Source organism: Janthinobacterium sp. GW460-12-1-14-LB5 (assembly GCF_059423585.1).
On sequence record NZ_JBWKYD010000016.1, the window covers coordinates 156,094 to 181,493 of the forward strand.

The window sequence follows — 25,400 nt, forward strand, 5'->3', positions numbered from 1 at the left end:
CTCGCCGAACGCGGCCCGACCGAGCGCAGCCCGACCAAAACGGGTGCTGATGGTGGCCTACCATTTTCCGCCGCTGGCCGGCGGCAGCGGCATTTTGCGCACGCTGGGTTTTGCGCGCCATCTGCCCGACTGCGGCTGGCAACCGCTGGTGCTCAGTCCCAGCCCCGTCGCGTATGCGCAGAAAGGAACGTCGCAGCTGGCGCAGATCGGGCAGCGCGCCACCGTGCGGCGCACCCTGGCGCTGGACGCGGCGCGCCATTTGGCCATCGCCGGGCGCTATCCGCGCTGCCTGGCCCTGCCCGACCGCTGGAGTTCCTGGTGGCTGAGCGCCGTGCCGGCCGGCCTGCGCATGATCCGCGAATACCGCCCCGACGCCATCTGGTCGACGTATCCGATCGCCACGGCCCACCTGATCGCGCTGACCCTGCAAAAACTCAGCGGCCTGCCGTGGATCGCCGACCAGCGAGACCCCATGCTGGACGACAGCGACCCGCTGGCGCCGTATCCGCCCGAGCCGCGCCTGCACCGCATGCATGCGTGGATCGAGCAGCGCATCGCGGCGCGCAGCGCGGCCATCATCTGCACCACGCCGGGCGCCATCGACGCGCACCGGCGGCGCCTGGCGCAGCTGGCGCGCGAACGTTTCCACCTGATCGAAAACGGCTACGACGAAGACGGCTACCCGGACAGCCCTGCGCCCACGGGCCAGCGCAGCCGTTTCTTGCTGCTGCACAGCGGCGTGATCTACCCGTCCGAACGCGATCCGCAAGCGCTGTTCGAGGCCCTGGCTCGGCTGCGCCGCGACGGCGTGCTGCATGCGCGCAATTTCCAGCTGGTGCTGCGCGCCACGGGCCACGATGCGTGGCTGGCGCAATTGCTGGCGAAATACGGCATCGGGGACCTGGTCAGCCTGGAACCGCTGCAGCCGCACGGCGCGGCGCTGCAGGAAATGCTGGCCGCCGACGGCTTGCTGCTGCTGCAGGCGGCCAACTGCAATGCGCAGATTCCCGCCAAGCTGTATGAATACCTGCGCTGCCGCCGCCCGATCCTGGCGCTGACGGACCTGGCGGGCGACAGCGCGGCCAAGCTGCGCCACTGCGGCATCGACACCATCGGCCAGCTGGCCTCGAGCGGCGATTGCGCGCACGCGCTGCTGCGCTTCCTGGCCCTGGCGCGCCAGGGCCGCGCGCCGCTGGCCAGCCCCGCGGCCATCGCCCTGCAATCGCGGCAAGCCCGCAGCAACGCCCTGGCCGACGTGCTGGACCAGGTCAGCCACAGGAGAACAGCATGAAGCACCGCATACTTGCCTGCACCCTGGCCGCCTGCTGCGGCATGGCAGCGGCCGAATGTCCGCCCTACGTCAAGGGCACCACGGGCGGCGACTACACGAGCGCGGAAGACCGCGAAGGCCTGTCCGTGGTCGAGAAATTCCATTTTTCGCGCGCCGTGGAAACGCTCACGCAAGGCATGACGAGCAGCCTTGGCGGCGACATCAGCTACACCCTGGAGCACTTTCCGAACCACCACCGGGCGCTGGCCTCGATGGCGAAACTGGGCTTGCGCCTGAAAAGCGCGCAGCCGCCGGGCGCCCGCTACACGGTCAGCTGTTTTTTCGAGCGCGCCATCGCCTTCGCGCCGCACGACGTGACGGCGCGCATGGTGTACGGCAGCTACCTGCTGGCCACGGGCCAGGATGCCATGGCGCTGGAGCAGCTGGACACGGCCAGCCGCCTGGCGCCCGAGCAGGCTACCATCCAGTACAACCTGGGGCTGATGTACGTGAAAAAGAAGGAGTACGAGAAGGCCAGCGCGCACGCGCAAAAAGCCTATGCGCTGGGCTTTCCCTTGCCGGGGCTGAAGAACAAGCTGAAGGCGGCGGGCAAGTGGCGCGAACCGCCGCCGGCACCGGCCGTCGTTGAAGCGAAGGAAGCAGCGAAAACGGAGGAGCCAGCCGTGCCGCCGGTCGAAGAACCTAGCGGGGAATGAGGGCTGGCCGCCGGGCCACGCTCAGGTGGCCCGTTGGCGAGGCGGCCAGCGCGGCGGCCAGGTCGCGCCGCGATTGCGCCTTGTCGGCGGCCTCGCTGATGAACGCCAGTTCCGCCGGCTGCAGCACGGTAACGGCGAGCAGCATCACTTCGCCATATGGCGTGGCGAACGCTGGAGGAAGCGTGGCCGCTCCCTGGGCCAGCAGCACGCCCACCTGTTCATCCTCGTCTTCGAGGCCTGCCGGCGCATCCTGCACGTCCAGCACCATCGAGACGCTGCCGTGGCGCTGCACCAGCAAATCGATGGAACCGTGGTCGGCCACGTTCTGGCTGACCTGGTAGATCACGTCGAACAGCCACGATGCCTGCACCGCATCGCCGTCGAAGGCGGCCAGCGGCGCTTCGATGCACACTTCCAGCAGGTGGCCGCGCGGCACGAACACGTCGTCGTCATCCTCGAACGGATCGCTCAAGCCGTCGCTGGCGATGAGGATGGAATCGGCGCGGCGGATCACGCGCCACGCCTGGCGCAGCGACGGCCAGCGCGGGCCTCCCATGAAGGCCGGGTTGACCAGCGGCGCCAGCACGTCGGCGTCTACGGTGCCCAGGGTGGCATAAAAGGCGTCGCGCGCGGCGCAGGCCGCGGCCAGCATCTGCGCGCCCGCTTCCTTGCCAACAACGGCGTCATCCGGTTGCGGTACTTGGGGAATATCGTTGTCAGGCATATCCAATACTCATTAAATTAGTCGGCAGGCGGGAAGTCATGGCAGGAACGGGGCAGATAGCCCCAGATGCGCGCCACCCGCTCGCGCACCTCGAAATCGAAGCCGATGCGTTGCAGTTCCGGCACGATCCACACGCCATGGTCGATGATTTTCTTCGGCAGCAGCATGGCCACGTGTTCTTCCGAGGTCAGGCTGATGTCGAACCATTCCACGCCCATGAACGGAAACGGCGGGTGATAATCCCACTCCGTGTCCCAGCGCGACACGTAGCCGGACACGGAGCCGTAGCGGTACGACGGCACCCAGTCGGTCCGCCCGCGCATGAAGGCCAGCAGCTCGTTCCACTTGCAGTCGTTGGCGGCGCCGGCCAGGTTGCGCCGCGCGATGTGGCCGCGCAGCTTGCGCTTGATGTCGTCGCCGCCGGCGTCGGCCTGCGGCAGGCTGGCCTCTGCCATCAGCGGGCCACCGGCTTCACTTTGGACGCGGCCAGCACGGCGCGCGCGCGGGCCGTGTCGATATCGTCGGCCGTGGCCAGCGCCACGCCCATGCGGCGGCGGGCGAACGATTCGGGCTTGCCGAACAGGCGCAGGTCCGCGCCCGGCACATTCAAGGCGTCGGCCACGCCTTCGAAGGCGATGCCTTTCGCTTCCAGCTGGCCGTAGATGACGGCCGAGGCGCCGGCCGAGCGCAGCGCCACGTTGACGGGCAAGCCGAGGATGGCTTTCGCGTGCAGCTCGAACTCGCTCTGCACCTGGCTGGCCATCGTGACCATGCCCGTGTCGTGCGGGCGGGGGCTCACTTCCGAGAACCACACCATGTCGTCCTTGACGAACAGCTCCACGCCGAACAGGCCCAGGCCGCCCAGGTTGTCCGTCACCTTGCGAGCGATCTCGCGCGAACGCTCAAGGGCCAGCGGCGCCATGCGGGCCGGCTGCCACGATTCCACGTAGTCGCCGTGCACCTGCAAGTGGCCGATCGGCTCGCAGAACTGCGTCTCGATCTGGCCCGAGGCACCGACGGCGCGCACCGTCAGCAGGGTGATCTCGTAATCGAAGTCGATGAAGCCTTCGACGATGACCCGGCCCGTATCGACCCGGCTGCCGCTGGCCGCATACGCCCATGCCGCATCCACGTCAGCGGCGCTATCGAGCTTGGACTGGCCCTTGCCCGACGAGGACATCACGGGTTTGACGACGCACGGAAAGCCGATTTCCTGGCAAGCGGCCTGCAGCTCCTGCAGGCTGCTGGCGAAGCGGTAGGGAGAAGTCGCCACGCCGAGCGTTTCGGCCGCCAGCGTGCGGATGCCTTCGCGGTTCATCGTCAGCACGGCCGCGCGCGCATTCGGGATGCAGGTGATCTGGCCCGCCGCTTCCAGCGCCGCCAGGGTCTCGGTGGCGATGGCTTCGATTTCCGGCACGATCAGGTCCGGCTTTTCCAGGTCGATCAGGGCGGCCAGGGCCACGCCGTCGCTCATGTCGATCACGTGCGAGCGGTGCGCCACCGGGTGGCCCGGCGCGTTCGGGTAGCGGTCGACGGCGATCACTTCCACGCCCAGGCGCTGCAGCGCGATGATCACTTCCTTGCCCAGTTCGCCGGAACCCAGCAGCATGACCTTGATGGCGGTGGAAGACAAGGGCGTGCCGAAAGTGCGGGGCACGATGGTGTTGCTGGTGCTGATAGTCATGGGCAGGGTCAATCTGGCAATGGAAAGATGGCCGGAACTATAGCAAATGCCGGCCATCTTGGACAGGGTGCGCCGCTGGCGTGCGCCCCCTGCCCCGCGTGGCCGGCTAGCCCGCGTACGCCCGCTTGATCTCCTCGATGTCGATCTTTTTCATGCCCATCATCGCTTTCATCACGCGCCCGGCCTTGACTGGGTCGGGGTCCGTCAGCAGGCGGATCATGAGGGTGGGCACGATTTGCCACGATACCCCGAACTGGTCCTTGAGCCAGCTGCATTGCTGCGCTTCCGGCGGCCCGCCCCGGGACAGCAGGTTCCAGTAGTGGTCGACTTCATCCTGGGTTTCGCAATTGACCTGGAACGAGATCGCTTCGGAAAACTGGAATTGCGGCCCGCCGTTCAAGCCCGTAAACGTCTGGCCATCGAGCTCGAAGGCCACCGTCAGCACGCTGCCAGGCTCCTGGCCGTGGATTTCCTTGCCTTCCTCGCCGTAGCGCAGGATCTGGCCGATCTTTGAATTGGGAAATATTTCCGTATAAAACCGGGCCGCCGCCTCGGCATTGCCGTTGAACCATAAACATGGGGTAATCTTTTGTACGCTGTGCATGATGTCTCCCTTGGTCGAAGTAGAAACACCTTCCCTGTGCGGGAAGGCCAGTGCTCCATCATAGTCACTATCGCGCCGTCGAGGCGCGCAATTTGCCGTCGCTTGCGCCACCCTCTTGCGCGATATCGCCGCGTCCCAGCATGCCGGCGCTGGCCAGCAGGCGCAGCCGGACCGAGCGCCATTCCGCCTGGCAACGGATGCGCTCCTGCTGTGCTTCCAGCAGCGCCGACTGCGTATTCAGCATTTCCAGGATATCGGCCGCGCCCAGGCCGAACTTGCGCTGCACGCTGGCCAGCGCGTGCTGCGCCGCGTCCAGCCATGTCTGCGCCGCGGACAGGTTGGCCAGGGCCGTGCTCGCCTCCGCATGCGTCCTGACCAGGTCCATCAGCGTCTGCTGCTGCACCTCCTGCGCCTCCGCTTCCCTTTGCTCGGCCTGCGCCTGCGCGCCGCGCACCTTGTAGTGGCGCGCAAAACCGTCGAACAGGGGGATGTTGAGCGAGATGCCCACCAGCGTTTCGCGCGTGGAAGCCGGCGACAAGCCCTGGTTGGGGCGGCCGTTCTGGTACAGATTCGCCGTCAAGTCGATGCTGGGGCGGCCTTCCGAGCGGGCAATGTCCACCCGCTCGCGCGCGGCCGCCAGCTGCGCCTGCGCCGCCACGATGGCCGGATGCCGTTCCCTGGCCAGCGCCAGCCAGGCGCTCAAGTCGTCACGCCAGCCTGCGCCTGCGCCCGAGCCCGCCCCTGCGCCATCCCCGTCGTCGTCCACCAGCACCGCCGTGCCGGCCGGCAACCCCAGGGTGTACACCAGTACGGCGCGGGCCTTGCGTTCGTCGCCGTCGGCGCGGCTGGCGCCCAGGGCCGCCTTGGCCAGCGCGCTCGTCGCTTGCAAGGTGTCGCTGTGCGAGCCCAGGCCCCGCTGTGCGCGCCGCTGCGTCGCTTGCACCGTTTCCTGGGCCAGCGCCTCGTATGCCTGCCGCATCTGCACGCTGGCCCGCGCCGTCTGCGCGTCGAAATACGCGCTGACCGTCGCCGCCAGGGTCTTTTGCAGCACGGCGTCGCGGTTGGCCAGGGCCGCATCGAGCAAGGCCTGCGCCGACCGCTGGCCCGCCGCGCGGCCGCCAAAGTCGAACAAACGCCAGGACAGGCTGAGCGAACCCGTATTGCTGTCCAGGCTGCTGGAAGCCGTTCTGGCGCCGGGATAGGCCGTGCGGTCATGCACGCGGCTCAGGCTGCCATTCAGGGTGGGCAGATAGGCGGCCCGCGCTTCGCCCACGCCGGCCGCCTGCAGCCGGATGCCGGCCCAGGCGCCGTGCACCTGCGCGTTGCGGCACAGGGCCAGGTCGACGGCCGCCGGCAAGCTCAGCGGCACATGCAATGGCACTTCGGCCTCCCGGCTGGACGGACATGGCGCGGCGTCCAGCTCGCCCGCCAGTTGCGCCTGCGCGGGCAAGGCCCCCAGCAACGCGGCGGCCAGCAAGGCGGCGCGGCATCTAGCGTTCATGCAGCGCCTCCTTCTGGTGCTGCACCAGCGGCGAGAGCACGTATTCGATCACCCGCCGCGTGCCCGTGCGGATTTCCGCGCGCACGGCCATGCCGGCCGACAGCGGCACCAATTTGCCGTCGACGGCGATGGCCGGCTGCCGCAGCGTGATCCTGACGGCGTAGACGAGGCCCTTCTTGTCATCCTCGATGGCGTCGCGCGACACGCTGCTGACCACGGCGGGCACGGTGCCATACTTTGTGTAGTCGAAGGCGTCGACCTTGATGGCGACCGCCTGCCCTTCCTGCACGAAGCCGGCGTCGCGGTTTTCCAGCATGGCGTCGATTTCCAGCCTGCCCTGGCGCGGCACGATCTGCATCAGCGGCTGCGCGGCCGGCACCACGCCGCCCACCGTATGCAGCTTGAGCTGCTGCACCGTCCCGTCGACGGGGGCCGTCAGGCGCAGCAGGCTGCCGCGGGCGCCGGCGCGGCGCGCATCCTGGCCGCTGGCGGCCGCCACCCGGGCCCCCTCGGCCAGCGCGTCGTACGCATCCTTGCGCGTCTGCGCGACCAGGGCCGCGCGTTCGCTGCGGGCCGACGCCAGCTGGCCCGCCAGATCGATGCGCGCCTGTTCCTTTTCCAGCCACGCGTGTTCGGCCACGTCGCGCGTCCCGGCCAGCGCCCGGTAGTCGCCGGCGCGCTGCACCGCCAGCGGCAGCGCCTGCGCATAGCGGGCGATTTCGCCATCGAGATGGGCCAGCCTGGCGCGGAAACTCGCGTACTGGCCGTCCACATGCGCCTGCGCGGCGGCGACGTCGGCGGCGGAAGCATCCGCGGGCGGCGCCAGCTTCGGCGCGCGTACGGTGTCAACGGCGGCGATCAGCGCGCGCGAGCGGGCCATCTGCAGCGCGGCCGCCACGGCGTCGCCGGCAGCCTTGTCGCGCTCGGCGTCGGGGCCGCGGCTGTCGAGCTCCACCAGCAGCTGGCCCGCTTTGACGGCTTGCCCTTCCCGCACGTGCAGGGCGCGCACGGCGGCCACGTCGACGGAAGCGATGGTCTTGGTATTGCCGGACGGAATGATCTTGCCCGCCGCATTGACGATGATGTCGACCTTGCCGAACACGGCCCACAGCACCACGCAGCCGACGAGCAGCATCAGCACGCGCGCCGTGAAGCGCAGCGACGGCGATACGGGCCGCTCCTGCAGCGCCAGCGCGGCCGGCAGGAAGGCCGCCTCGTCCTCGCTCAGCACGGGACCGCCCAGGGTGGCGCGGATGCGCCAGCTGTGCCGCAGCACCTGGCCATAGCGGGCCAGCAGTTCGCCATACGCGGCCAGGCGGTGGCCGGCGCTCATGTTGCGTCCCCTGTTGCGCTTCCGGTCGTTCCCTGCTGCAAGCCGTACAAATGGGCATAGATGCCGCCGGGCCGGGCCAGCAGCGCGTTATGCGTGCCCAGTTCGGCCACCTGGCCCCGCTCCATGACGACGATGCGGTGCGCCTCGCGCACGGCCGACAGGCGGTGGGCGATGATCAGCACGGTGCGCCCCGCGCAAATGCGGCGCATATTGTCCTGGATGATTTTTTCCGACTCGTAGTCGAGCGCGCTCGTCGCTTCGTCGAAAATCAGGATGCGGGGGTTGCCGACGAGGGCGCGGGCGATGGCGATGCGCTGGCGCTGGCCGCCCGACAGGCCCGTGCCGTGCTCGCCCACCATGGTGTCGTAGCCTTCCGGCAACTCGCAAATGAAATCGTGGGCACCCGCCAGTTTCGCCACGGCGATGACGGCGTCGATGGGCAGCGCCGGGTCGCTCAGCGCGATATTGTCGCGCACGGAGCGGTTGAACAGGATATTTTCCTGCAGCACCACGCCGATCTGGCGCCGCAGCGAGGCCGTGTCGATGACGGCGATATCCTGCCCGTCGATCAGCACCCTGCCACGTTCGGGGATGTACAGGCGCTGCGCCAGCCGCGTCAGGGTGCTCTTGCCGGAGCCGGAACGCCCGACGATGCCGATCACTTCGCCGGGCGCGATGGCGATCGACACGTCGCGCAGCACCTCGGCCGCGTCGGGCCGGTAGCGGAAACCCACCTGCTGGAATTCGATGGCGCCCGCAATGCGCGGCATGCGCGCCTTCTGGCTGCCTCCGTTCAAACCGCCCGATTCCGTGCGGGCATTCAGGATATCGCCCAGCCGGCTCATGGAAATGCCCACTTGCTGGAAATCGTTCCACAGCTGCGCCAGGCGCAGGATGGGCGAGGCCACCTGCCCGGCCAGCATATTGAAGGCCACCAGCTCGCCCACCGTCATTTTCCCGTCGATGACGAGGGTGGCGCCCCACCACATGATGGCCGCCGTCACCAGTTTACTCACCAGGGTGACGCCGCCGCTGGCCAGCATGCCGATGTTGTTCGCCGACAAGCCCGCCGACACGTAGCCGGCCAGCTGCTTTTCCCACTGCTGCTGCCAGCGCGGTTCGACGGCCATGGCCTTGACCGTGTCGACGCCGCTGATCGTTTCGACCAGGAAAGACTGGTTTTCCGCGCTGCGGTTGAATTTGTCATTCAATCGCCCCCGCAGCACGGGCGTGAGCAGCATCGACAGGGCCGCATACACGGGAATCGAGGCCAGCACGATCACGCTCAGCGCGGCGCTGTACCACAGCATGGCGGCGATGAAGATGAAGGAAAACAGCACGTCGAGCACCAGGGTCATGGCGTTGCCGGTGAGAAAGGAGCGGATGCTTTCCAGTTCATGGATGCGGGCCACGGAATCGCCCACGCGGCGGGCCTGGAAATACGCGATCGGCAAGGCCAGCAGGTGGCGGAACAGGCGCGCGCCCAGTTCCACGTCGATCTTGCTGCTGGTGCGGGCGAATACATAGGTGCGTATCTGGCCCAGCACGGCCTCGAAGACGATGGCGCACACGAGGCCGATGGCCACCACGTTCAGGGTCTGCATGGCGTGGTTGACCAGCACCTTGTCCATCACCACCTGGAAAAACAGGGGCGTGGCCAGGCCGATCAGCTGCAGCACGAAGGAAATCAGCAGCACTTCGCCCAGCAGCCTGCGGTATTTGACGATGGCGGGAATGAACCAGCTGAAGTCGAAACGGGCCGTCTCGCCCGCGTAGCTGGCCTTGCTGGTAAAAAAGATCAGTTCGCCCGACCAGATGGCGAGGAAAGCGTCGCGGCCCAGGATTTGCGGCGGCTGGCCCGGATGCTGGACGAGCACCTTGCTCACGCCGCCGTCGCCCGTGTCGACCTTGCCGAGGATAAAGAACCGGCCGTCGTGGCCGATGGCGATGGCCGGCAGCGGCGCCTGCGCCAGCCGTTCAGGCGCTTGCTGCACCAGCTTGGCCGTCAAGCCCAGCTGTTTTGCGGCCAGCAAGACGGTTTGCCGCGTGAACACGGAATGGCCGAATGCGTGCTTGAGCTGGGCGCCGTCGGCGGGCACGCCATGCAGGCTGGCCATCAGCAGCAGCGACAGCAAACCCGTGTCGGGCGCGGCAGGTTCCAAGGGGGACGTATCGTGGCGATATAAAAATGCGGTCATCGGATCATGTCAGAAATTCAATGGCACAGCCTGGCCGGGGCTGCTCACCCCGGCCAGGCTGCGTGCTGGTGAAACTAGCTGCTCAAGCGTTCAACGTCAGCGATCATTGCGCTGCCGCCAACTGGATCTGCGATGCCTGGCCACCGTGGGCCGACCACGGCGCCGATGCCGCCGCCGGCACGGCGAAGCCAGCCATCGCTTGCACCAGCTGTGCAGGATCGGCTTGCCAACTGCCGCTGCCCGCCTGGCTGGCGGCGTTAAATGCCTGGCCGGCGCGCCAGTTCTGCGCCAGCACGGGCGCCAGGGTGGCGGCCGTGCTGGCAGGCAAGGTCAGCTGGCCCAGCGGCGGCGGCGTCAGGCCCGCCATCGCCTGCACCAGATTTTGCACGTTGTTGCCCAGCAGCACGCGGCCATCGGCCGTGCGGAATTCCTCGATGCTGCGCGGCGCGCTGTCGTACCAGCCGTTGACGGTGACTTTGTCGCCGCTGCCGATGGTGCTCACTTCGAGGGCCGTGCCCACCTGGCGGAACCACAGCTGCTCGGCGCTGACGCCGGCCAGGAAGGACACCACGTCGCGGCTGCCCGCCTCGTCCGCCTCGGAAATGGTGTCGGCGCCGTCGCCGCGGGCAAAGATATAGGTATCGCTGCCCAGCGCGCCGGAGAGCGCGTCGTCGCCCCTGCCCCCTTGCAGGGTATCGTTGCCCAGGCCGCCGGCGAGGATGTTCTTGAGCTCATTGCCGCTCAGGAAGTCCGCGAAAGTGCTGCCGACGACGGCGTTGAAGTTGGCCAGCACGTCGACGCCGGCCCGCGCCGCCAGGGGCGCGCCGACGGGCGCGAAGGCGGCCGTCACGCCTGCGCTGGCGCCGTTGTAATTGAGCAAGTTGCCGGCACCACCACCGTCAAGCACGTTGCCGCCGGGCGTATTGACGAAAAAGTTGTTGCTGGTGTAGGCGCTGCCCGTCACCGTCAGGCCGCGCGCGTTCAGGCGCACGTTTTCCACATTGTCGGCCACCGTGTAGTTGACCGTGGTGTACACGGTATCGTTGCCGCCATTGCCCCGTTCCACGATGAAGTCGCCGCCGTGGTTGACAAAATAGCTGTCGTCGCCGTGCAAGCCTTCCAGCAAGTCGGCGCCGTAGCTGCCATTGAGCAAATCGGCGTTTTCCGTGCCGACGACATACGTTACCGTCGGCTGCGTGGGACCGTTGAAGTGCCAGGCCTGGGCCAGCGCGGGCGCCAGGATGGCGGCGGTGGCGGCCGGCAAGGTCAGCTGGCCCAGCGGCGGCGGCGCCAGGTTCGCCATCGCCTGCACCAGCAGCCCCACGTCGGCGCCCAGCAGGACATGGCCGGCGGCCGTGCGGAATTCCGCGATGCCGGGGACGGCCCCGTCCCAGCCGCGGATGGTGATCTTGTCCGTGGTGCCGATGGTGCTCACCTCCAGGTCCGCCCCCACCTGGCGGAACCACAGCTGGTCGAGGTTGACGCCGCCCAGGAAGGCGATGGCGTCGTAGCCCGTATCCGGTGCCGACGCGGCGATGACGTCGGCGCCGTCGCCGCGGGCGAAGACATAGGTATCGTCGCCCAGGCCGCCCGCCAGGACGTCGGCGCCCTGGCCGCCTTGCAAGATGTCGTGCCCCCGGCCGCCGCTCAGGGTGTTGTTCAGCTCGTTACCGGTCAGCACGTCGTTGTAGGCGCTGCCTTCCACCGTGGAAAAATTGACCAGTTCGTCGCGCCCCTGCTGTACCGCCGGGGCACTGTTGGCGGAGACGAGGCGCACTGTCGCGCCAGTCCTGGAACCGGCATAGCTGGCGGTATTGTTCGCGCCGCCGCCTATGAGCAGGTTGCCGCCGGTCACGTCGACATGGAACACATTGTAGGAGCCGCTGCTGCCTGCCACCATCTGGCTGCCTGCGCTGATATGCACTTCTTCGACATTGGCCGGCAACGTGTAGCTGCTCGTGCTGACATACACGGTGTCGCGTCCGCCGTCGGCCTCTTCGACGACCACGTCATTGACATGGTTGACATAATAGATATCGTCGTTGCCCTGGCCGGCCATCAGGTCGGCGCCCGCCGTGCCCCTGATGATGTCCTTGTACACGCCGCCGACGAAGGGGCCGCCATTGGTCGGCAGATCCGTCCCGTCGATGCGCCAGTTCTGCGCCAGCGCCGGCCACAGGAGGCTGGCGGTGTCGGGAGGCAAGGTCAACTGGCCCAGCGGCGGCGGCGTCAGGGCCGCCATCGCCTGCACCAGGTTTTGCACGTCGCCGCCCAGCAGCACGCGGCCGTCGGCCAGGCGGAATTCCTCGATGCGGGGCACGATGCCGGCGCTGTACCAGCCGCTGATGCTGATCTTGTCCGTCGTGCCGATAGTGCTCACTTCCAGGGCCGTGCCCACCTGGCGGAACCACAGCTGGTCGATGCCGACGCCGGCCAGGAAGGCGACGACATTGTGGCCGCCGCCCTCGGGCACTTCGTGGATGTTGTCCGCGCCGTCGCCGCGGGCGAAGATATAGGTATCGTCGCCCACCATGCCGGCCAGCAGATCATCGCCCTTGCCGCCGCGCAGGGTATCGTTGCCCATGCCGCCGATCAGCGCGTTCTTGAGTTCGTTGCCGGTCAGGACATCGTCGAACTTGCTGCCCGTCAGGCCGACGAAATTTTGCAGCACGTCGGTGCCGGGCGTCGCCGGCAGCGGACCGTTGGCGCCCGACAGGGTGGCGGTCACGCCCGCTGCAGCGTTGGCATAGCTGACCGAATTGCCCGTGCCGCCACCGTCGAGCACATTGCCGCCCGGCGCATGCACATAAAAGGAGTTGTTGTTCGTGGCGCTTCCCGTCACCGTCAGGCCGCTGCGGCTGATGTGCACGTTCTCGACGTTGTCGGCCACCTTGTAATTGACGCTGGTGTACACGGTATCGCTGCCGCCGTTGGCCAGCTCGACGATCACGTCGCCGCTGTCGTTGACGTAATAGGTATCGTCGCCGGCCAGGCCTTCGAGCACGTCCGCGCCCGTGGTGCCGGTGAGCACATCCGCGTTCGCCGTGCCGGTGAAGCGCTGCGGGGCGGCCGCGACACCGTTCAGGTATGCCTCGATGGCGGACATGCCGTCGTCGGCGGCGGTGGAAGTTTGCGATGCAAATTTTTCAGTCATGTTGCAGTTTCCTGTCATTAAACGTCAAAACCAAGAGTGAATATGTCGGCGCAAGCTGACATGCAAGGCAAAAGTCCCGGCCGCCTCCACTTGCAGTTCAGCGTGCACCTTCAACGGTCCGGCACTTTCGGCGCAGGGACGGCGCGCGATTGAACGCCGCCTCGCATGCACGCCTTATTGACGTTCAAGCGGGTATCACACTGTTATTTGTCATGCAAATGTCACACTGCAGGGAGGGAAGAAGAGCAAGACGGGAAGGAAGCACGCGGGCGCGCCCGCTGCGAGGGGGGTCTGTTATGGGGGTCTGTTTTCAGGCGGCTGGGAGAGAGCTCTCGCCGCGCTGGGCGCCATCGGCGCGCTGCTGGTGCTGATCAGCATCGATGGCGTGGCGCTGGTGCCGTATTTGCTCAAGAAAAGAGAACTTGACGACGCTTGACAAAAACGTCGCGAGCGGAAGGTAGAGGTGGTCGAGAAGCGCAACCGTACTCAGGTACGGTGAGCATCGCAGGCCATCTGTACCGACGCGCAGCAGGTTTCGGCAGGCGTCCTAGGCGTCGAGGCCGTAAAACACGGCCACCAGGATGGCGATATTGTTGCAGGCGCGGGAAAATGTCGTTGTTGCATAGGCAACAGCGACGCCCGGTTCGCGGTAGCGCAGGTAGACAAAGCTGAACATGGCGCCCGAGCCCAGCGCGACGATGGCGTGCAGCAGGCCGCCGCTGATGAAATGCACGATGGCCCACAGGATGGCGCCGATGAAGATGCTCAGCTGGCGCGTGGCGCCCAGGCGCTTGAGGATTTCCAGCGGCAGCAACTGGCCGAGGAAGGTTTCCAGGATGGGAGAATAGATGACGACCCAGAACACCAGCAGCGGCAGCGACATTTCGCGCTTGAACTTGGCCAGGCCCGTGTGCGCGCCCCAGTATGTGGGCGGCAACAGCCATTTGGTGAGGAACAGGATGGCAAAGCACAGCATGCATGTGAGCAAGCCCCAGCCGAGGCCGGCCAAGGCCTGGTGCAGCACGGGCGGCGCGGGCTTGTCGTCGTCCGGGCTGGATAGATCGTGGCTGCTGCGCACTTGCATGAGTAGTCCTGGCGGTGATCCAGCTCTCATTGTAGCGCGGAATATGGCGCTTGGCGCGCCGCGCTGCAGTATGAGCGGCCTCAGGCCGCCAGACGCAGGGGGCCGTTGGCCGGCTTGGCCAGCTTGAAAATCCCCACTTCCTGCTCCAGCTGCGCCGCCTGCTGCTGCAATTCGTGCGCGGCAGCGGCCGCCTGCTCGACCAGGGCCGCGTTTTGCTGGGTCACGCGGTCCATGTCGACGATGGCGCGGTTGACTTGCTCGATGCCGGCGCCCTGCTCCTGCGTGGCATGGCTGATCTCGGCCATGATGCCCGTCACCCTGCCGATGCCAGCCACCACGTCATGCATGGTGACGCCGGCCTGCTCGACGAGCAAGGTGCCCGTGCCCACCTTGCTGACGGAATCGTCGATCAGGGCCTTGATTTCGCGCGCGGCGGCGCTCGAACGCTGCGCCAGGTTGCGCACTTCCGAGGCGACCACGGCAAAGCCGCGGCCCTGCTCGCCCGCGCGCGCCGCCTCGACGGCCGCGTTCAGGGCCAGGATGTTCGTCTGGAAGGCGATGCTGTCAATCACGCCGATGATGTCGACGATCTTGTTCGACGAGGCATTGATCAGGCCCATGGTGTGCACCACTTCGGCTACCGCCCTGCCGCCCTGCTCCGACACCTTCGACGCCTCGCGCGCCAGGTGGTTGGCCTGCTGGGCGTTGTCCGCATTCTGGCGCACGGTGGAAATCAGTTCTTCCATCGACGAAGCCACTTCTTCCAGCGAACCGGCCTGCTGCTCCGTGCGCTGCGACAGGTCGCGGTTGCCCGAGGCGATCTCGGTCGAGGCCGTGGCAATGCTTTCCGTACCGTGGCGCACCTTGCCGACGATGGCGGCCAGATTATCGCGCATGGTTTTGATCGCGAACAATAAACTGCTGTCGTCGCCGTGGCGCGTGTGCACGTCGATGGCCAGTTCGCCCAGCGCGATGCGCCCGGCAATCGTGGCCGCATACGCCGGTTCGCCGCCCAGCTGGCGCAGCAATCCGCGCGTGATGACGGTGGCGACCGCAATACAAATGAGCACGCTGAGCGCGGCCAGCACGCCGATCCAGCGCAGCGACTGGCCATAGATGGCGCGCGCGGCCACGCTGGCCTGCTCCGATTCGCGCTGCACGTTTTTCAGCACGGCATCGATGTCGGCGACGATCCGGCGCCGCAGGGGGCTGCATTCTTCGACGAGGAAGGTGCCGTACTGCTCCATCTGTCCCGTGGCGCGGAATTGGCGCGGACGCTGCAGTTCCTGCGCCATGGTTTTCAGCCCCGTGCTGATTTTGTCGAATTGCGCATCGCCGGCGAACTGCGGCGCCAGCTTCGCCAGCGCGTCCAGGTACAGCGCCTTCTGGCTGTCGAGGATGGCCAGCTCTTTTTCAGCGGCGGCCTGGTCATGGAAAATGTAGGCGTTGCGGGCGGCCAGGCCCGTCTGGTCGAGCGCTTCGCGCGCCACGTACAGCGGTTCGAGTTTTTCCAGTTGGACTTTTTCTTGCGCGTCCATGGCACCGGAGATGGCGCCGATGCGCAGCAGCGCGAAGGCGGCCAGCACCAGCATGAGCACGACCAGCAGCCCGAAGCCTGCGCTCAGGCGCGCGCCTATCGTCAAACGATTGAATGACATCATTGTTGTTATTGCCCTGTAAATAAAGTTGATTGTTGCTGGTTATTTAAAAACCAGCGATCTGCTCGCCGTCGTGTTGCCTTTCCTGCATGGTGCAGGATGGGTCTCTAACTGGCGTTTTTTGGGCAGTCAGCTTCTAATTTCGGGCAATGCAGGCGCGCGGGACAGACCCTGCGCCATACAACAGCACACTGAATTATAAGCGAACAGCGTTACGGATGATTCCACGTGTACACTTTTAATGCCTTGATGCATATCAAAAAAGACAATTAACGCTGGCCTGGCGTATCGATGACGGCCATGGTGATGCGCGAGATGCAGCACAGCTTGCCATCGTCGTCGCTGATGCGGATTTCCCAGACCTGGCTGCTGCGGCCCCGGTGGATGGGCGTGGCGCGCCCCGTCACGTGGCCGCCGCGCACGCCGCGCACGTGGTTGGCATTGATTTCCTGGCCCACGCTCACTTGCCGGCTGGAATCGAGGCAGGCATTCGCGGCCATGCTGCCCAGGGTTTCGGCCAGCAGGACGGAAGCGCCGCCATGCAGCAGTTTAAACGGCTGCATGGTGCGGTGGTCGACGGGCATGGTCGCCTCGATCCAGTCCGGGCCGAAGGCGCTAAATTCGATGCCCAGGTGGCGCATGGCCGTGCCCTCGCTGGCGGCGTTGAGGGTGGCCAGGTCGAGCGGGGCGTGCCAGATTTCCATTGTTACTCCTTCACAGATGAAATAAAACCATTGTAGGACAGAGCGCCCGCGCGCGCCGCTTCATCTTTCCTTCACCGTGGCACGGGGTGGCGCCAGCATTAACTGGTTATAATTGCCCCATTCTTAAAAAACGAGGTTGTGTATGAAGTGGGCCTTGCTGGGCATTTTTGTGTTTTCTGTTTTACATATTCATTTTCGTGGCAAGGTGCGCCTGCCGTTCCGCCGCCAGATCTTCGATCACTCCTCGTTCATGGCGCCGCTGAACCTGTTCATGCACACCTTTTCCAAGGTGCCGGCCACGCCCTATTTAGCCGTCGAGCAATTCCCGGAATTGGCGCCGCTGCAGCAGAACTGGCAGATCATCCGCGATGAAGCGCTGCGCATGCAGGAAATGAAAAAGATCAAGGCGGCGGAAAAGAACAATGACGTGGGTTTCAATTCCTTCTTCAAGTATGGCTGGAAGCGTTTCTACCTGAAATGGTATGACGCCAACCACCCGTCGGCGCAGCAGATGTGCCCGCAAACCTATGCGCTGCTGCAATCGATTCCATCGATCAAGGCCGCCATGTTCGCGGAACTGCCGCAAGGCGGCAAGCTCAACCCGCACCGCGACCCGTTCGCCGGCTCGCTGCGCTACCACCTGGGCTTGCAGACGCCGAACGACGACCGCTGCTTCATCGACGTCGATGGCGAACGCCACAGCTGGCGCGACGGCCAGGCCGTGATGTTCGATGAAACGTATATCCACTGGGCCCGCAACGATGCCGACAGCGACCGCATCATCCTGTTCTGCGACATCGAGCGCCCGATGCGCTACCGCTGGGCGCAAGGCTTGAACCGCTGGCTGGGCCGCACCCTGATGACGGCCGCCGCCTCGCCGAACGAGCTGGGCGACCAGGTGGGCGGCGTGAGCAAGCTGTTCCAGATTTCCTGGACCATGGGCCAGTACCGCCGCCGCTTCAAGGCGTGGAACAAGACGGCGTACCAGGTCACGCGCGTGGCCCTCGTCGTGGGCGTGATCGCGCTGATCTACTTTATCTAGACGCCGGCATCGCCTCTTTGACAAAAACCGCCTTCGGGCGGTTTTTTTTATAATGCGATGTCACTCACCAGGAGAATCTGAAAATGACCGAACGCGACCGCCAGTACGATATCCAGATCGGCGACGACGCCTGGATCGAATTCATCGATCTTGACGGCCGCTACGACCAGGCCGTCGACATCGATGGCTTGCTGGGGGAACTGTGGCCGCTGATCTGCCGCCTGGAAACCTATTGCGTGGCCGGCTGCTGCGGTATGGATGCCTTCGATTTCACGCCCGAAGGCATCGCTGCGGCGCTGGTAGACCTTGAGCGCGCGCAACTGCACGCCGCCTGCGCGCAAGCCCGCAAAGCCGTGGCAGCGGCCGCCAGCGACGTCTTCACGAGCAACACGATGAATCACATGGCCGATAGACGCGTGTTTCTGCAATTGCTCGAGCATATCGAGCGCTGCCTTGGCGGGCCGCAAGCAGGAGCGGCGCCAAATCGGCGATAATACCGGCTTCCACCACTTTCTTCTTTATTTATGCGCGACATCATTGCCGGATTTCTACGTTTCCAGAAGGAAGTCTTTCCTGAACGCCGAGAACTGTTCAAGACGCTGGCCACGGGCCAGACGCCGAAGGCCTTGTTCATCTCGTGTTCCGACAGCCGCATGGTGCCGGAACTGGTGACGCAACGGGAACCTGGCGAACTGTTCGTGATCCGCAACGCGGGCAACATCGTGCCCTCGTTTGGCCCGGAACCGGGCGGCGTGAGCGCGTCCGTCGAATTTGCCGTGGCGGCCCTGCAGGTGACGGACATCGTCATTTGCGGCCATTCCGACTGCGGCGCCATGAAAGCCATCGCCACCTGCACCTGCCTCGAGCACATGCCGGCGGTCAAGAGCTGGCTGCGGCACGCGGATGCGGCGCGCATGATCAACGAATCCGTCGAGCACGCCACGGAACAGGAGCGCATCGACGGCATGGTGCGGGCCAATGTCGTGGCGCAACTGAACAACATCCGCACCCACCCTTCCGTAGCGCTGGGCATCACGCAAAAGCGCCTGACCCTGCATGGCTGGGTGTACGACATCGAAAACGGCTCGCTCGATGCGCTCGACGAATCGACCGGCCAATTTGTCCCGCTGGCGGACCATCCGGCCTCGAAGCTGTAGGCGCGGCACGGCCGGGGTCAGGCGCAGAATGCGCTTGACCTTGTCCAGGCGGGAAGGTTCAAGGTAGCGATATTCAAGGAGATTATCGTATGCCAACCATCACCGTATTACCCCATCCCGAGCTGGCTCCGGACGGCGCCGTCATCGACGCGCCGGAAAGCATGAGCATTTGCGACGCGTTGCTGCTCAACAAGATCGACATCGAACACGCGTGCGGCCAGGTAGGCGCCTGCTCCACCTGCCACGTCATCGTGGTGCAGGGTTTCGACTCGCTCAATGCACTGGGCGACAATGAGGAAGACATGCTCGACCAGGCCTGGGGCTTGCAGCCCCACTCGCGCCTGTCGTGCCAGGCCCGCGTCAGCCAGGACGACCTGACGGTCGAGCTGCCCAGGTACACGCTCAACCACGCCAAGGAATAGACCCCGGCGCGGCGAGCTGCTTAACCCACGCTTACCACATGATCACGCGCTGCTCCGGCGGCAGATACATGGGGTCGCCCGGCTTGATGCCGAACGCCTCATAGAAGCCGGGCTGGTTCTTGACCGTGCCCTTGGCGCGGAATTCGCCCGGCGAATGGGGGTCGCTCTTGATCTGGGCGATTGCCGCTTCCGGACGCAATTTGGCGCGCCATTTCTGCGCAAAGCCGATGTACAGGCGCTGTTCGCCCGTCAAGCCATCGATGACGGGCGACGGCTTGCCGCCCAGCGAACGCTGGTACGCCTTGTAGGTGATCGACAGGCCGGAATTGTCGCCGATGTTTTCGCCCAGGGTCAGCTCGCCATTGATGTGGTAGCCCGGCACGGGGCTGTAGGCGCCGTATTGCTTGACGAGGCCGGCTGCCAGCGCCTTGAAGGCCGCGCGGTCTTGCGCCGTCCACCAGTTGCGCAGGCGCCCTTTGGCGTCATATTGACTGCCGGAATCGTCGAAAGCATGGCTGATTTCATGCCCGAAGGTAATGCCCAGCAAGCCGTAGTTGACGGCATCTTCCGCTTTCACATTAAAAAATGGCGGCTGCAGGATGGCGGCCGGAATCGTGATGGCGTTCAGTGCCGGGCTGTAGCTGGCGTTGACGGTTTGCGGCGTCATCGACCATTCGTCGCGGTCGACCGGTTTGCCCAGCTTGGCCAGGTTTTGCTGGCGGCTCCACGCGCGCGCGGCGCGCACGTTGGCGATCAGGTCGTTCGGCCGCGTCTGCATGCTACTGTAGTCGCGCCAGGTATCGGGATAGGCGATCTTCGGCTTCAGGGCGGCCAGCTTGAGCTGGGCTTCCTTCTTGGTTTCCGGACCCATCCAGTCCAGCTGCTCGATGCCATCCTTGAACGAGGCGACGAAATTGTCGAACATGGCCATCACGCGTGGCCGGGTTTCCGGCGGCAGATACATGTCCACGTAGCGCTTGCCGACGGCGTCGCTGATGGCGTTATCCGTGAAGCGCAGCGCCAGCTGCCACTGCGGTTCGCTTTGCGGCACGCCGCGCAGCACCGTGCCTTCGAAGGCGAAGCGCTCCTTGACGGTGGCGCTGTCCAGGTAGGAAGCATAGCTTTCGATGATGCGCCAGTTCAGGTAGCTCTTCCACGATGCCAGCGGCACGGCGGCCACGGTCTCGGAGAAGCCTGTCATGAAGCTGGGCTGGCGCACCACGGCCGAGCTTTCCTTTTTCGCCAGGCCGGCGGCGGCGAAATACGCGTTCCAGTCGAAGGCCGGCGCCAGTGCCGCGAACTTGTCGAAATCGACGCGGTTGTACGATTTGACGGGATCGCGCATCTGTACGCGCGTCCATTGCGCTGCCGCAAGGCGGGTCTCGATATCGAGGATCTGCGCCGCATGTTCGGCTGCGGCCTTGTCGCCGCTCATGGCCAGCATGGTTTCGATATGCTTGAGGTACTTGGCGCGCACAGCTTGCAGCTTGGCGTCGTCCTCCTTCAGATAATAGTCGCGGTCGGGCAAGCCCAGGCCGGACTGGCTAATGTTGACCGTGTAGCGCTCGGGGTCTTGCGCATCGGGCGCCACATAGGCGGAAAACGGCGTGGCGACGCCATTGCCTTGCAAATAGGCAAACAGCGCCGGCAAATCCTTCTTGTCTTTCACGCTGGCGACGCGGGCCAGTTCGGCCTTCAGGGGCTTGAAGCCGGCCGCATCGCGCGCCTTCCCGTCCATGAAGCTCGTGTACAGGTCGGCGATCTTGTGCGCTTCGCTGCCGGGCTTGCCGGGGTTCTTGACGGTGGCGTCGATCAGGCCGCGCAACTGGCCTTGCGCGATTTCGCGCAATTCGATATACGTGCCCCAGACGGATTTGTCGGCCGGGATTTCCGTATTGCGGGTCCACACGCCGTTGACGTAGCCGTAGAAATCATCCTTGGGGCTGACGGCCGGGTCCAGGGTTTTCAGGTCGATGCCCGATACGGGCGCGGTAGCATTGCTAGCTTGGGCGTACAGCGGTGGCGAAGATAGGGCGAGCAAGGCGCAGCAGGCGGCGCTGATGAGTGATCGTTTCACGAAGATTCCTTTAATTGTTTTCACTTCATGTTGGGGAACATGCCGTGTCCAGGCATGAGAGACCGGATTATAGTCGGCCTGCCTGCGGGGCAACAATGACAGTTGAACAATTCCAGAGATCAGCGGATCAGCAGATCAAACAGATCCAGGCCTTTTTTATCCTGATTTTTCAGCATGTCCGCAAGCGAACCCGGCGTTGGCCCGCCATTGCCGGCCGCATGATTGAAATAATTAAAATCGAGCTTGATCTTGTCTTCCAGGCCGCTCGCATAATTGGCAGGATATTGCGATTGCTCAAGCTGAGGCAATGCATTGAAATGCCCCAGCACCGATTTGAAGAAATTGGTCATCTTGCCGGTGCTATTGTATTCCGCCATCGCTTGCGCCACGACCTGGCTGCGCCAGGCCTGCTCTTCATCGTAGGCCTGCGTAAAGGCGGCGCGGCGCTCGTTGATGGTAAAGGTCCCGCTGTCATCGTTCGTGATGGCGGACAATTGCTCGCGCGACAAGCCCGCAAACGGATTGGAACCCTTGTTATCGACAAACGCGGTGGCGGCGGCGGCCGACCTGGCCGCTGCCGCATCGTTCGGTTGCGGCACCTGCTTTGCGGCCGCCGCCTTGTGTCCGGCGTCCAGCGGATACAGGATGTCAGTGGTATTGTCATTCACCCACGCACCCAGCGTAGCGTGGTCGTAGCCCCGGATGGTGGCGCTGGTGGCCGTCGCGGCCGCCGACAAACGCCCGGCCAGGGTCGAGATCACGACATCGTCCGCCACGGCGCCAGCGCCGGCCGGCGCTGTCTGGGCCTTGTCCGATGCTGCCTTGCCTGATGACACCTTGCTGCCATCCGCGGCAGACAGTGCCCCGGGTTGGATTCCCGCCGTGCTGATATTGACCATTGCCCGCCCTTGGATAAGTAAATGTTACTATATAAGTAAATATTACTATAGCACAACAAATATCGAACCTGAGCAAGGGAATGGAGCAGCTTGATGCAGGAATACAGATTCAATATTTTCGGCACGCTGATTGCCGTCAGGGGAAATCCGGGAGCATGGCGCGCATTCTATCTCGGCGCGGAAGGCAAGCGCCGGCCCGCCGATTTCATTATTCCCGACGATATTCAAGCAGATGCGCTGTGCGAATACCTGGCGGACCTGTTCCATGAAGAGGCGACGCCGCGCAATAACACGGCCACGCCAATCGCCGCGCCCGCATGCCGGGCCTAGCTTATTTCACCGGCTCGAACGTCACCGTCAAGCCATTGCTGGTAGTCCTGATCTGCGTCGGCACGAATTGCACGCCCGCATAGCGCAATTCGTCGGGCTTGAACGTGTAGATCGGCGTTTCATGCATGAGCTGGTCGGCCACCAGGCTGGCCACCTTGGCGAACTGGCGCTGCTGCGACTCGTCCATGCCGTCGATGCTCACCTTGTCCACGCTCGCTTCGCTCAAATACACCGCGTTGCGCTGTGCGTCGAGCACCAAACGGCCCGACATGGCCAGGCTGCCGCGCCAGCTCTGGCGGATGAACGGCGGTATCACGCTGGCGTCCACGCTGAGCGCGACTCTTTCGCGCTCGGGCTGCAAGGACAGTTGCGGGTGCGTCAGCTTGACGTCCAGCACGGACAGCACGCGTTTGTCGATGGGAAAGCGGCGCTCCAGGCCTTGCTGCATCTTGCTCAGCGACACATTCACGTCGCGCGGGCCGATCAGAGTGGAACACGAGGCCAGCACGCCGCAGGCAAAGGCGGCGATGGCGGCGGTTTTCAGCAAGGGACGGATGGCGGTCACGGTCATGGATAGTCTCGGTGGAAAGATGGCGCCATCTTACACATGCGCCCGCTTTCACGCAAAAACCGGCGCCCACCTTGCCGCGGGCGCCGGTTTTGTTGGCCCGCTTAGCGGACGAACAGGGCGATCAGTATGACGATGGGCAATGGAATGCCCAGCAGCAGCAAGAGGATGGAACGCATGGCAGACTCCTGAATTGAATGGGGGGATTTAAATGGTCACGTGGCGCAACACGCGCTCATGGTCGCGCTGGCGGCCGCCGAACGTTGCCGCCAGGCTGGCCACGAAAGCACCGAGTAGCAAGGCGACGAACATCCACAAAGCCGTGTGGGCGCCGGCCTTGCGCGCCGTGTCGGCCGCTTGCTGGGCGGCAGCCTTCGCATCGGCGGCGGCCTTGGCGGCGCGGGCGTAGACGGCGTCGACGCGCGCTTGCGCATCGGCCTGGCTCAAGCCCGTGCGGCTGGCCACGACCTGGCCCAGGTAGGCGCGGTCATCGGCGGACAGGCTGCCCGAGGACAGGCTGGCGGCGAAGATCTTGCCGACTTCCACGCGCTGGTCGGCGGCCGTCACGCCAGGATTTGCCATCGCCGGCGTGCCGGTTGCAGCATCAGCCGGGGCTGGGGCCGGAGCCACGCGCAGCAGCATGTCCGAGAAATAATCGAGGGGATTGGCGCCGCTGCCGCCCTCGCCTTGCCTGGCGCTGGCAGCACCTGCAGCACCTGCGCCCGCCCCCACGGCCGGGCCAACTGCCGCCGCCACGCCGCTGCCCGCGTCGATGGCGCCGCTCAGCACGGCGCGCGTGCCGCCGGCCAGCACGGCCACGGTGATCAGGGTGGCCACGGCCCAGGCCAGCAAGCCGTGCGCCGTATCGCGGAAATGCACCTCATCCGTGTGGATGGCGCTCCATTTCACGCGCAGCCGGCCCGCCATGTAGCCGCCGATGCCGGACGCGGCCAGTTGCATGAAGGCCAGCCAGGCGATGGTCGACACGCCGATGGCCGTGGCATTGAACGACCACGGCGACACGGACGACAGGCCCAGGCCCACGCCGAGGATCAGCAGGATGAAAGACAGGGCGGCGGCCGCGGCGGCACCCGCCAGCACGGCGCCCCAGGACACGCCCGGGTTGTTCAGGTCCGACACGGACAATTGCGTAGCTTGCATGGAATACTCCCTTGGTTGTCAATGTTGATGGCGCTCAGGCGGCGACGCCCGTCAGCTGTTCCTTGCGCGCGGCCATTTCGCGGCCCAGCGCATCGAGGTCGACGCCCGTCTGGCGTACCTTGGGAAACATGTCGCCCTCTTCTTCGCCCACGTGGTGTTCGATCTGCTCGGACAAGACCTTGACCTTGGCGTCATACAAGTCGTCGGCGGGATCCATCGCTTCGATCTGCGCGATGAGTTCCTTGGCGCTCGCGTGCTCGACGAGCGCTTCATCCATCAGGTCGCCGTCGTGGATGGGGCGGCGCACGGCCGGATAGAAGATTTCCTCTTCCAGCTGCGTGTGCACGGTGAGTTCCTGGCAGATCTGGTCGGCCAGCTTTTTCTTGGTGGCAAATGAGCGGTCGCTCAAGCCTTCATATTGGGCAAACAGGGCCTTCACGGCCTTATGGTCCTGCATCAATAAACTGATCGCATTCATGGCGCCTCCTCGTTGTAGATGAGGCAAGGATGCGCCACGGCGGCGCCAGCGTATGTGCGACGCCTTACACAATCTTGATTTTTAATACACTGCCTGCCTACTTGATGCCGTGGTGGTTCATCAGGTCGTACAGGGTGGGCCGGCTCACGCCCAGCAGTTCCGCCGCCTTGGCGATATTGCCGTCGGCCCGCGCCAGCGCCCGCACCATGACCTTGTATTCGGCCCCTTCGCGGGCCTGGCGCAGGTTCAGCGGCTCATCCGGGGGCGCGACCTGGGCGCTGGCGGGCAAGCCCAGGTCGTCGGCGGCGATCTGCGGGCCGTCGCTCATGATGACGGCCCGCTTGATGCAGTTTTCCACTTCGCGCACATTGCCGGGCCAGCCATAGCTTTCGATCAGCTGCAGCGCGCCGGCGCTGAAATGCAGGCTGCCGCGCCCTTCGCTGGCACAGAACTTGTTCTTGAAATGCTGCGCCAGCAAGGCCGCGTCGCCGGCCCGCTCGCGCAGCGGTGGAATGCGCAGGACGATTTCGCTGAGGCGGTAATACAAGTCTTCGCGGAAACGCCCCTGCTCCGCCAGCCCTTTCAGATCCTGGTGCGTGGCGCAAACGATGCGCACGTCGACGGCGATCTCGGCCC

The 25,400-nt window shown here is 65.3% G+C and carries 24 protein-coding genes; 7 read left to right on the top strand and 17 right to left on the bottom strand.

Going from position 1 to position 25,400, the window contains the following annotated elements; genetic code table 11:
- The first annotated feature begins 49 nt into the window (after positions 1-49).
- Together AC07X6_RS17930 and AC07X6_RS17935 are read left to right on the top strand one after the other, a co-directional pair.
- Positions 50-1,291, top strand: coding sequence for a glycosyltransferase (locus AC07X6_RS17930; RefSeq protein WP_494791876.1), 1,242 nt, complete (start codon positions 50-52; stop codon positions 1,289-1,291).
- The gene (locus AC07X6_RS17935; protein ID WP_494791877.1) at positions 1,288-1,986 is read left to right on the top strand and encodes an ABC transporter permease; all 699 of its coding nucleotides are present in this window, start codon (positions 1,288-1,290) and stop codon (positions 1,984-1,986) included. The genes AC07X6_RS17930 and AC07X6_RS17935 overlap by 4 nt, the downstream gene beginning before the upstream one ends.
- Here AC07X6_RS17935 and AC07X6_RS17940 read toward each other — a convergent pair.
- The 11 genes from AC07X6_RS17940 to AC07X6_RS17990 all read right to left on the bottom strand — a co-directional run bounded on the left by AC07X6_RS17940 (position 1,973) and on the right by AC07X6_RS17990 (position 16,630).
- Positions 1,973-2,710: a hypothetical protein gene (locus AC07X6_RS17940; RefSeq protein ID WP_494791878.1), complete on the bottom strand. Its 738-nt coding sequence runs from the start codon at positions 2,708-2,710 to the stop codon at positions 1,973-1,975. The genes AC07X6_RS17935 and AC07X6_RS17940 overlap by 14 nt on opposite strands.
- Positions 2,711-2,727: 17 nt before the next feature.
- Positions 2,728-3,165 carry a DUF6678 family protein gene (locus AC07X6_RS17945; protein ID WP_494791879.1) on the bottom strand — a complete coding sequence of 146 codons (438 nt, stop codon included), beginning with the start codon at positions 3,163-3,165 and terminating at the stop codon, positions 2,728-2,730.
- Positions 3,165-4,394 (bottom strand): formate-dependent phosphoribosylglycinamide formyltransferase, encoded by a 1,230-nt coding sequence (gene purT / locus AC07X6_RS17950; protein ID WP_494791880.1) that lies wholly within the window; start codon positions 4,392-4,394, stop codon positions 3,165-3,167. The genes AC07X6_RS17945 and purT overlap by 1 nt, the downstream gene beginning before the upstream one ends.
- Positions 4,395-4,500: 106 nt before the next feature.
- Positions 4,501-4,998, bottom strand: a complete 498-nt coding sequence (locus AC07X6_RS17955; RefSeq protein ID WP_474291104.1) for a VOC family protein — start codon at positions 4,996-4,998, stop codon at positions 4,501-4,503.
- 67 nt (positions 4,999-5,065) lie between these two features.
- Positions 5,066-6,499, bottom strand: coding sequence for a TolC family protein (locus AC07X6_RS17960; protein ID WP_494791881.1), 1,434 nt, complete (start codon positions 6,497-6,499; stop codon positions 5,066-5,068).
- On the bottom strand, positions 6,489-7,832 hold the full coding sequence (locus AC07X6_RS17965; protein WP_494791882.1) for an HlyD family type I secretion periplasmic adaptor subunit: 1,344 nt from the start codon (positions 7,830-7,832) through the stop codon (positions 6,489-6,491). Before AC07X6_RS17965 ends, AC07X6_RS17960 begins: the two co-directional genes overlap by 11 nt.
- Positions 7,829-10,030: a type I secretion system permease/ATPase gene (locus AC07X6_RS17970; RefSeq protein WP_494791883.1), complete on the bottom strand. Its 2,202-nt coding sequence runs from the start codon at positions 10,028-10,030 to the stop codon at positions 7,829-7,831. The genes AC07X6_RS17965 and AC07X6_RS17970 overlap by 4 nt, the downstream gene beginning before the upstream one ends.
- 103 nt (positions 10,031-10,133) lie before the next feature.
- Positions 10,134-13,184, bottom strand: a complete 3,051-nt coding sequence (locus tag AC07X6_RS17975) for a calcium-binding protein (protein ID WP_494791884.1) — start codon at positions 13,182-13,184, stop codon at positions 10,134-10,136.
- Positions 13,185-13,731: 547 nt separating this feature from the next.
- Complete coding sequence (locus tag AC07X6_RS17980; protein ID WP_494791885.1) at positions 13,732-14,268, bottom strand: hypothetical protein; 537 nt, start codon at positions 14,266-14,268, stop codon at positions 13,732-13,734.
- 80 nt (positions 14,269-14,348) lie between these two features.
- Entirely contained in the window at positions 14,349-15,929 is a 1,581-nt protein-coding gene (locus AC07X6_RS17985) for a methyl-accepting chemotaxis protein (RefSeq protein WP_494791886.1), read from the bottom strand.
- A 266-nt stretch (positions 15,930-16,195) separates the two neighbouring features.
- The gene (locus AC07X6_RS17990) at positions 16,196-16,630 is read right to left on the bottom strand and encodes a hotdog fold thioesterase (protein ID WP_230538094.1); all 435 of its coding nucleotides are present in this window, start codon (positions 16,628-16,630) and stop codon (positions 16,196-16,198) included.
- Positions 16,631-16,772: 142 nt separating this feature from the next.
- On the opposite strand from AC07X6_RS17990, the gene lpxO reads away from it, so the two are divergent.
- The 4 genes from lpxO to fdx all read left to right on the top strand — a co-directional run bounded on the left by lpxO (position 16,773) and on the right by fdx (position 19,251).
- Entirely contained in the window at positions 16,773-17,672 is a 900-nt protein-coding gene (lpxO, locus tag AC07X6_RS17995) for a lipid A hydroxylase LpxO (RefSeq protein ID WP_077404091.1), read from the top strand.
- Positions 17,673-17,755: 83 nt separating this feature from the next.
- On the top strand, positions 17,756-18,166 hold the full coding sequence (locus tag AC07X6_RS18000) for a DUF6331 family protein (protein ID WP_494791887.1): 411 nt from the start codon (positions 17,756-17,758) through the stop codon (positions 18,164-18,166).
- A gap of 30 nt (positions 18,167-18,196) precedes the next feature.
- Positions 18,197-18,829, top strand: a complete 633-nt coding sequence (locus AC07X6_RS18005; RefSeq protein ID WP_230538096.1) for a carbonic anhydrase — start codon at positions 18,197-18,199, stop codon at positions 18,827-18,829.
- 89 nt (positions 18,830-18,918) lie between these two features.
- The gene (gene fdx / locus AC07X6_RS18010) at positions 18,919-19,251 is read left to right on the top strand and encodes an ISC system 2Fe-2S type ferredoxin (RefSeq protein ID WP_494791888.1); all 333 of its coding nucleotides are present in this window, start codon (positions 18,919-18,921) and stop codon (positions 19,249-19,251) included.
- Positions 19,252-19,282: 31 nt separating this feature from the next.
- Here fdx and AC07X6_RS18015 read toward each other — a convergent pair whose 3' ends face one another.
- Positions 19,283-21,328, bottom strand: a complete 2,046-nt coding sequence (locus AC07X6_RS18015; protein ID WP_494791889.1) for a M13 family metallopeptidase — start codon at positions 21,326-21,328, stop codon at positions 19,283-19,285.
- 119 nt (positions 21,329-21,447) lie between these two features.
- Complete coding sequence (locus AC07X6_RS18020) at positions 21,448-22,164, bottom strand: hypothetical protein (RefSeq protein WP_494791890.1); 717 nt, start codon at positions 22,162-22,164, stop codon at positions 21,448-21,450.
- Positions 22,165-22,320: 156 nt separating this feature from the next.
- On the opposite strand from AC07X6_RS18020, the gene AC07X6_RS18025 reads away from it, so the two are divergent.
- Complete coding sequence (locus AC07X6_RS18025; RefSeq protein WP_230538353.1) at positions 22,321-22,557, top strand: DUF7661 family protein; 237 nt, start codon at positions 22,321-22,323, stop codon at positions 22,555-22,557.
- A gap of 1 nt (position 22,558) precedes the next feature.
- On the opposite strand, the gene AC07X6_RS18030 is transcribed toward AC07X6_RS18025, so the two are convergent.
- The 4 genes from AC07X6_RS18030 to AC07X6_RS18045 all read right to left on the bottom strand — a co-directional run.
- Positions 22,559-23,128 carry a DUF1439 domain-containing protein gene (locus AC07X6_RS18030; protein ID WP_494791891.1) on the bottom strand — a complete coding sequence of 190 codons (570 nt, stop codon included), beginning with the start codon at positions 23,126-23,128 and terminating at the stop codon, positions 22,559-22,561.
- A gap of 204 nt (positions 23,129-23,332) precedes the next feature.
- On the bottom strand, positions 23,333-24,286 hold the full coding sequence (locus AC07X6_RS18035; RefSeq protein WP_494791892.1) for a hypothetical protein: 954 nt from the start codon (positions 24,284-24,286) through the stop codon (positions 23,333-23,335).
- A gap of 34 nt (positions 24,287-24,320) precedes the next feature.
- Positions 24,321-24,764, bottom strand: coding sequence for a hemerythrin domain-containing protein (locus AC07X6_RS18040; RefSeq protein WP_474291094.1), 444 nt, complete (start codon positions 24,762-24,764; stop codon positions 24,321-24,323).
- A 97-nt stretch (positions 24,765-24,861) separates the two neighbouring features.
- Positions 24,862-25,400, bottom strand: a 539-nt coding sequence (locus AC07X6_RS18045) for an AAA-type ATPase lid domain-containing protein (RefSeq protein WP_494791893.1), incomplete at its 5' end; no start/stop codon positions are given.

Coding starts and splice junctions, on each gene's coding strand:
- AC07X6_RS17935 (WP_494791877.1), top strand. CDS start 1,288: ATGAAGCACCGCATACTTGCCTGCACCCTGGCCGCCTGCTGCGGCATG.
- AC07X6_RS17970 (WP_494791883.1), bottom strand. CDS start 10,030: ATGACCGCATTTTTATATCGCCACGATACGTCCCCCTTGGAACCTGCC.
- AC07X6_RS18035 (WP_494791892.1), bottom strand. CDS start 24,286: ATGCAAGCTACGCAATTGTCCGTGTCGGACCTGAACAACCCGGGCGTG.
- AC07X6_RS17960 (WP_494791881.1), bottom strand. CDS start 6,499: ATGAACGCTAGATGCCGCGCCGCCTTGCTGGCCGCCGCGTTGCTGGGG.
- purT (WP_494791880.1), bottom strand. CDS start 4,394: ATGACTATCAGCACCAGCAACACCATCGTGCCCCGCACTTTCGGCACG.
- AC07X6_RS17985 (WP_494791886.1), bottom strand. CDS start 15,929: ATGATGTCATTCAATCGTTTGACGATAGGCGCGCGCCTGAGCGCAGGC.
- fdx (WP_494791888.1), top strand. CDS start 18,919: ATGCCAACCATCACCGTATTACCCCATCCCGAGCTGGCTCCGGACGGC.
- AC07X6_RS18025 (WP_230538353.1), top strand. CDS start 22,321: ATGCAGGAATACAGATTCAATATTTTCGGCACGCTGATTGCCGTCAGG.
- AC07X6_RS18000 (WP_494791887.1), top strand. CDS start 17,756: ATGACCGAACGCGACCGCCAGTACGATATCCAGATCGGCGACGACGCC.
- AC07X6_RS17980 (WP_494791885.1), bottom strand. CDS start 14,268: ATGCAAGTGCGCAGCAGCCACGATCTATCCAGCCCGGACGACGACAAG.
- lpxO (WP_077404091.1), top strand. CDS start 16,773: ATGAAGTGGGCCTTGCTGGGCATTTTTGTGTTTTCTGTTTTACATATT.
- AC07X6_RS17940 (WP_494791878.1), bottom strand. CDS start 2,710: ATGCCTGACAACGATATTCCCCAAGTACCGCAACCGGATGACGCCGTT.
- AC07X6_RS17930 (WP_494791876.1), top strand. CDS start 50: ATGGTGGCCTACCATTTTCCGCCGCTGGCCGGCGGCAGCGGCATTTTG.
- AC07X6_RS17955 (WP_474291104.1), bottom strand. CDS start 4,998: ATGCACAGCGTACAAAAGATTACCCCATGTTTATGGTTCAACGGCAAT.
- AC07X6_RS18030 (WP_494791891.1), bottom strand. CDS start 23,128: ATGACCGTGACCGCCATCCGTCCCTTGCTGAAAACCGCCGCCATCGCC.
- AC07X6_RS17990 (WP_230538094.1), bottom strand. CDS start 16,630: ATGGAAATCTGGCACGCCCCGCTCGACCTGGCCACCCTCAACGCCGCC.
- AC07X6_RS17945 (WP_494791879.1), bottom strand. CDS start 3,165: ATGGCAGAGGCCAGCCTGCCGCAGGCCGACGCCGGCGGCGACGACATC.
- AC07X6_RS17975 (WP_494791884.1), bottom strand. CDS start 13,184: ATGACTGAAAAATTTGCATCGCAAACTTCCACCGCCGCCGACGACGGC.
- AC07X6_RS18040 (WP_474291094.1), bottom strand. CDS start 24,764: ATGAATGCGATCAGTTTATTGATGCAGGACCATAAGGCCGTGAAGGCC.
- AC07X6_RS17965 (WP_494791882.1), bottom strand. CDS start 7,832: ATGAGCGCCGGCCACCGCCTGGCCGCGTATGGCGAACTGCTGGCCCGC.
- AC07X6_RS18005 (WP_230538096.1), top strand. CDS start 18,197: ATGCGCGACATCATTGCCGGATTTCTACGTTTCCAGAAGGAAGTCTTT.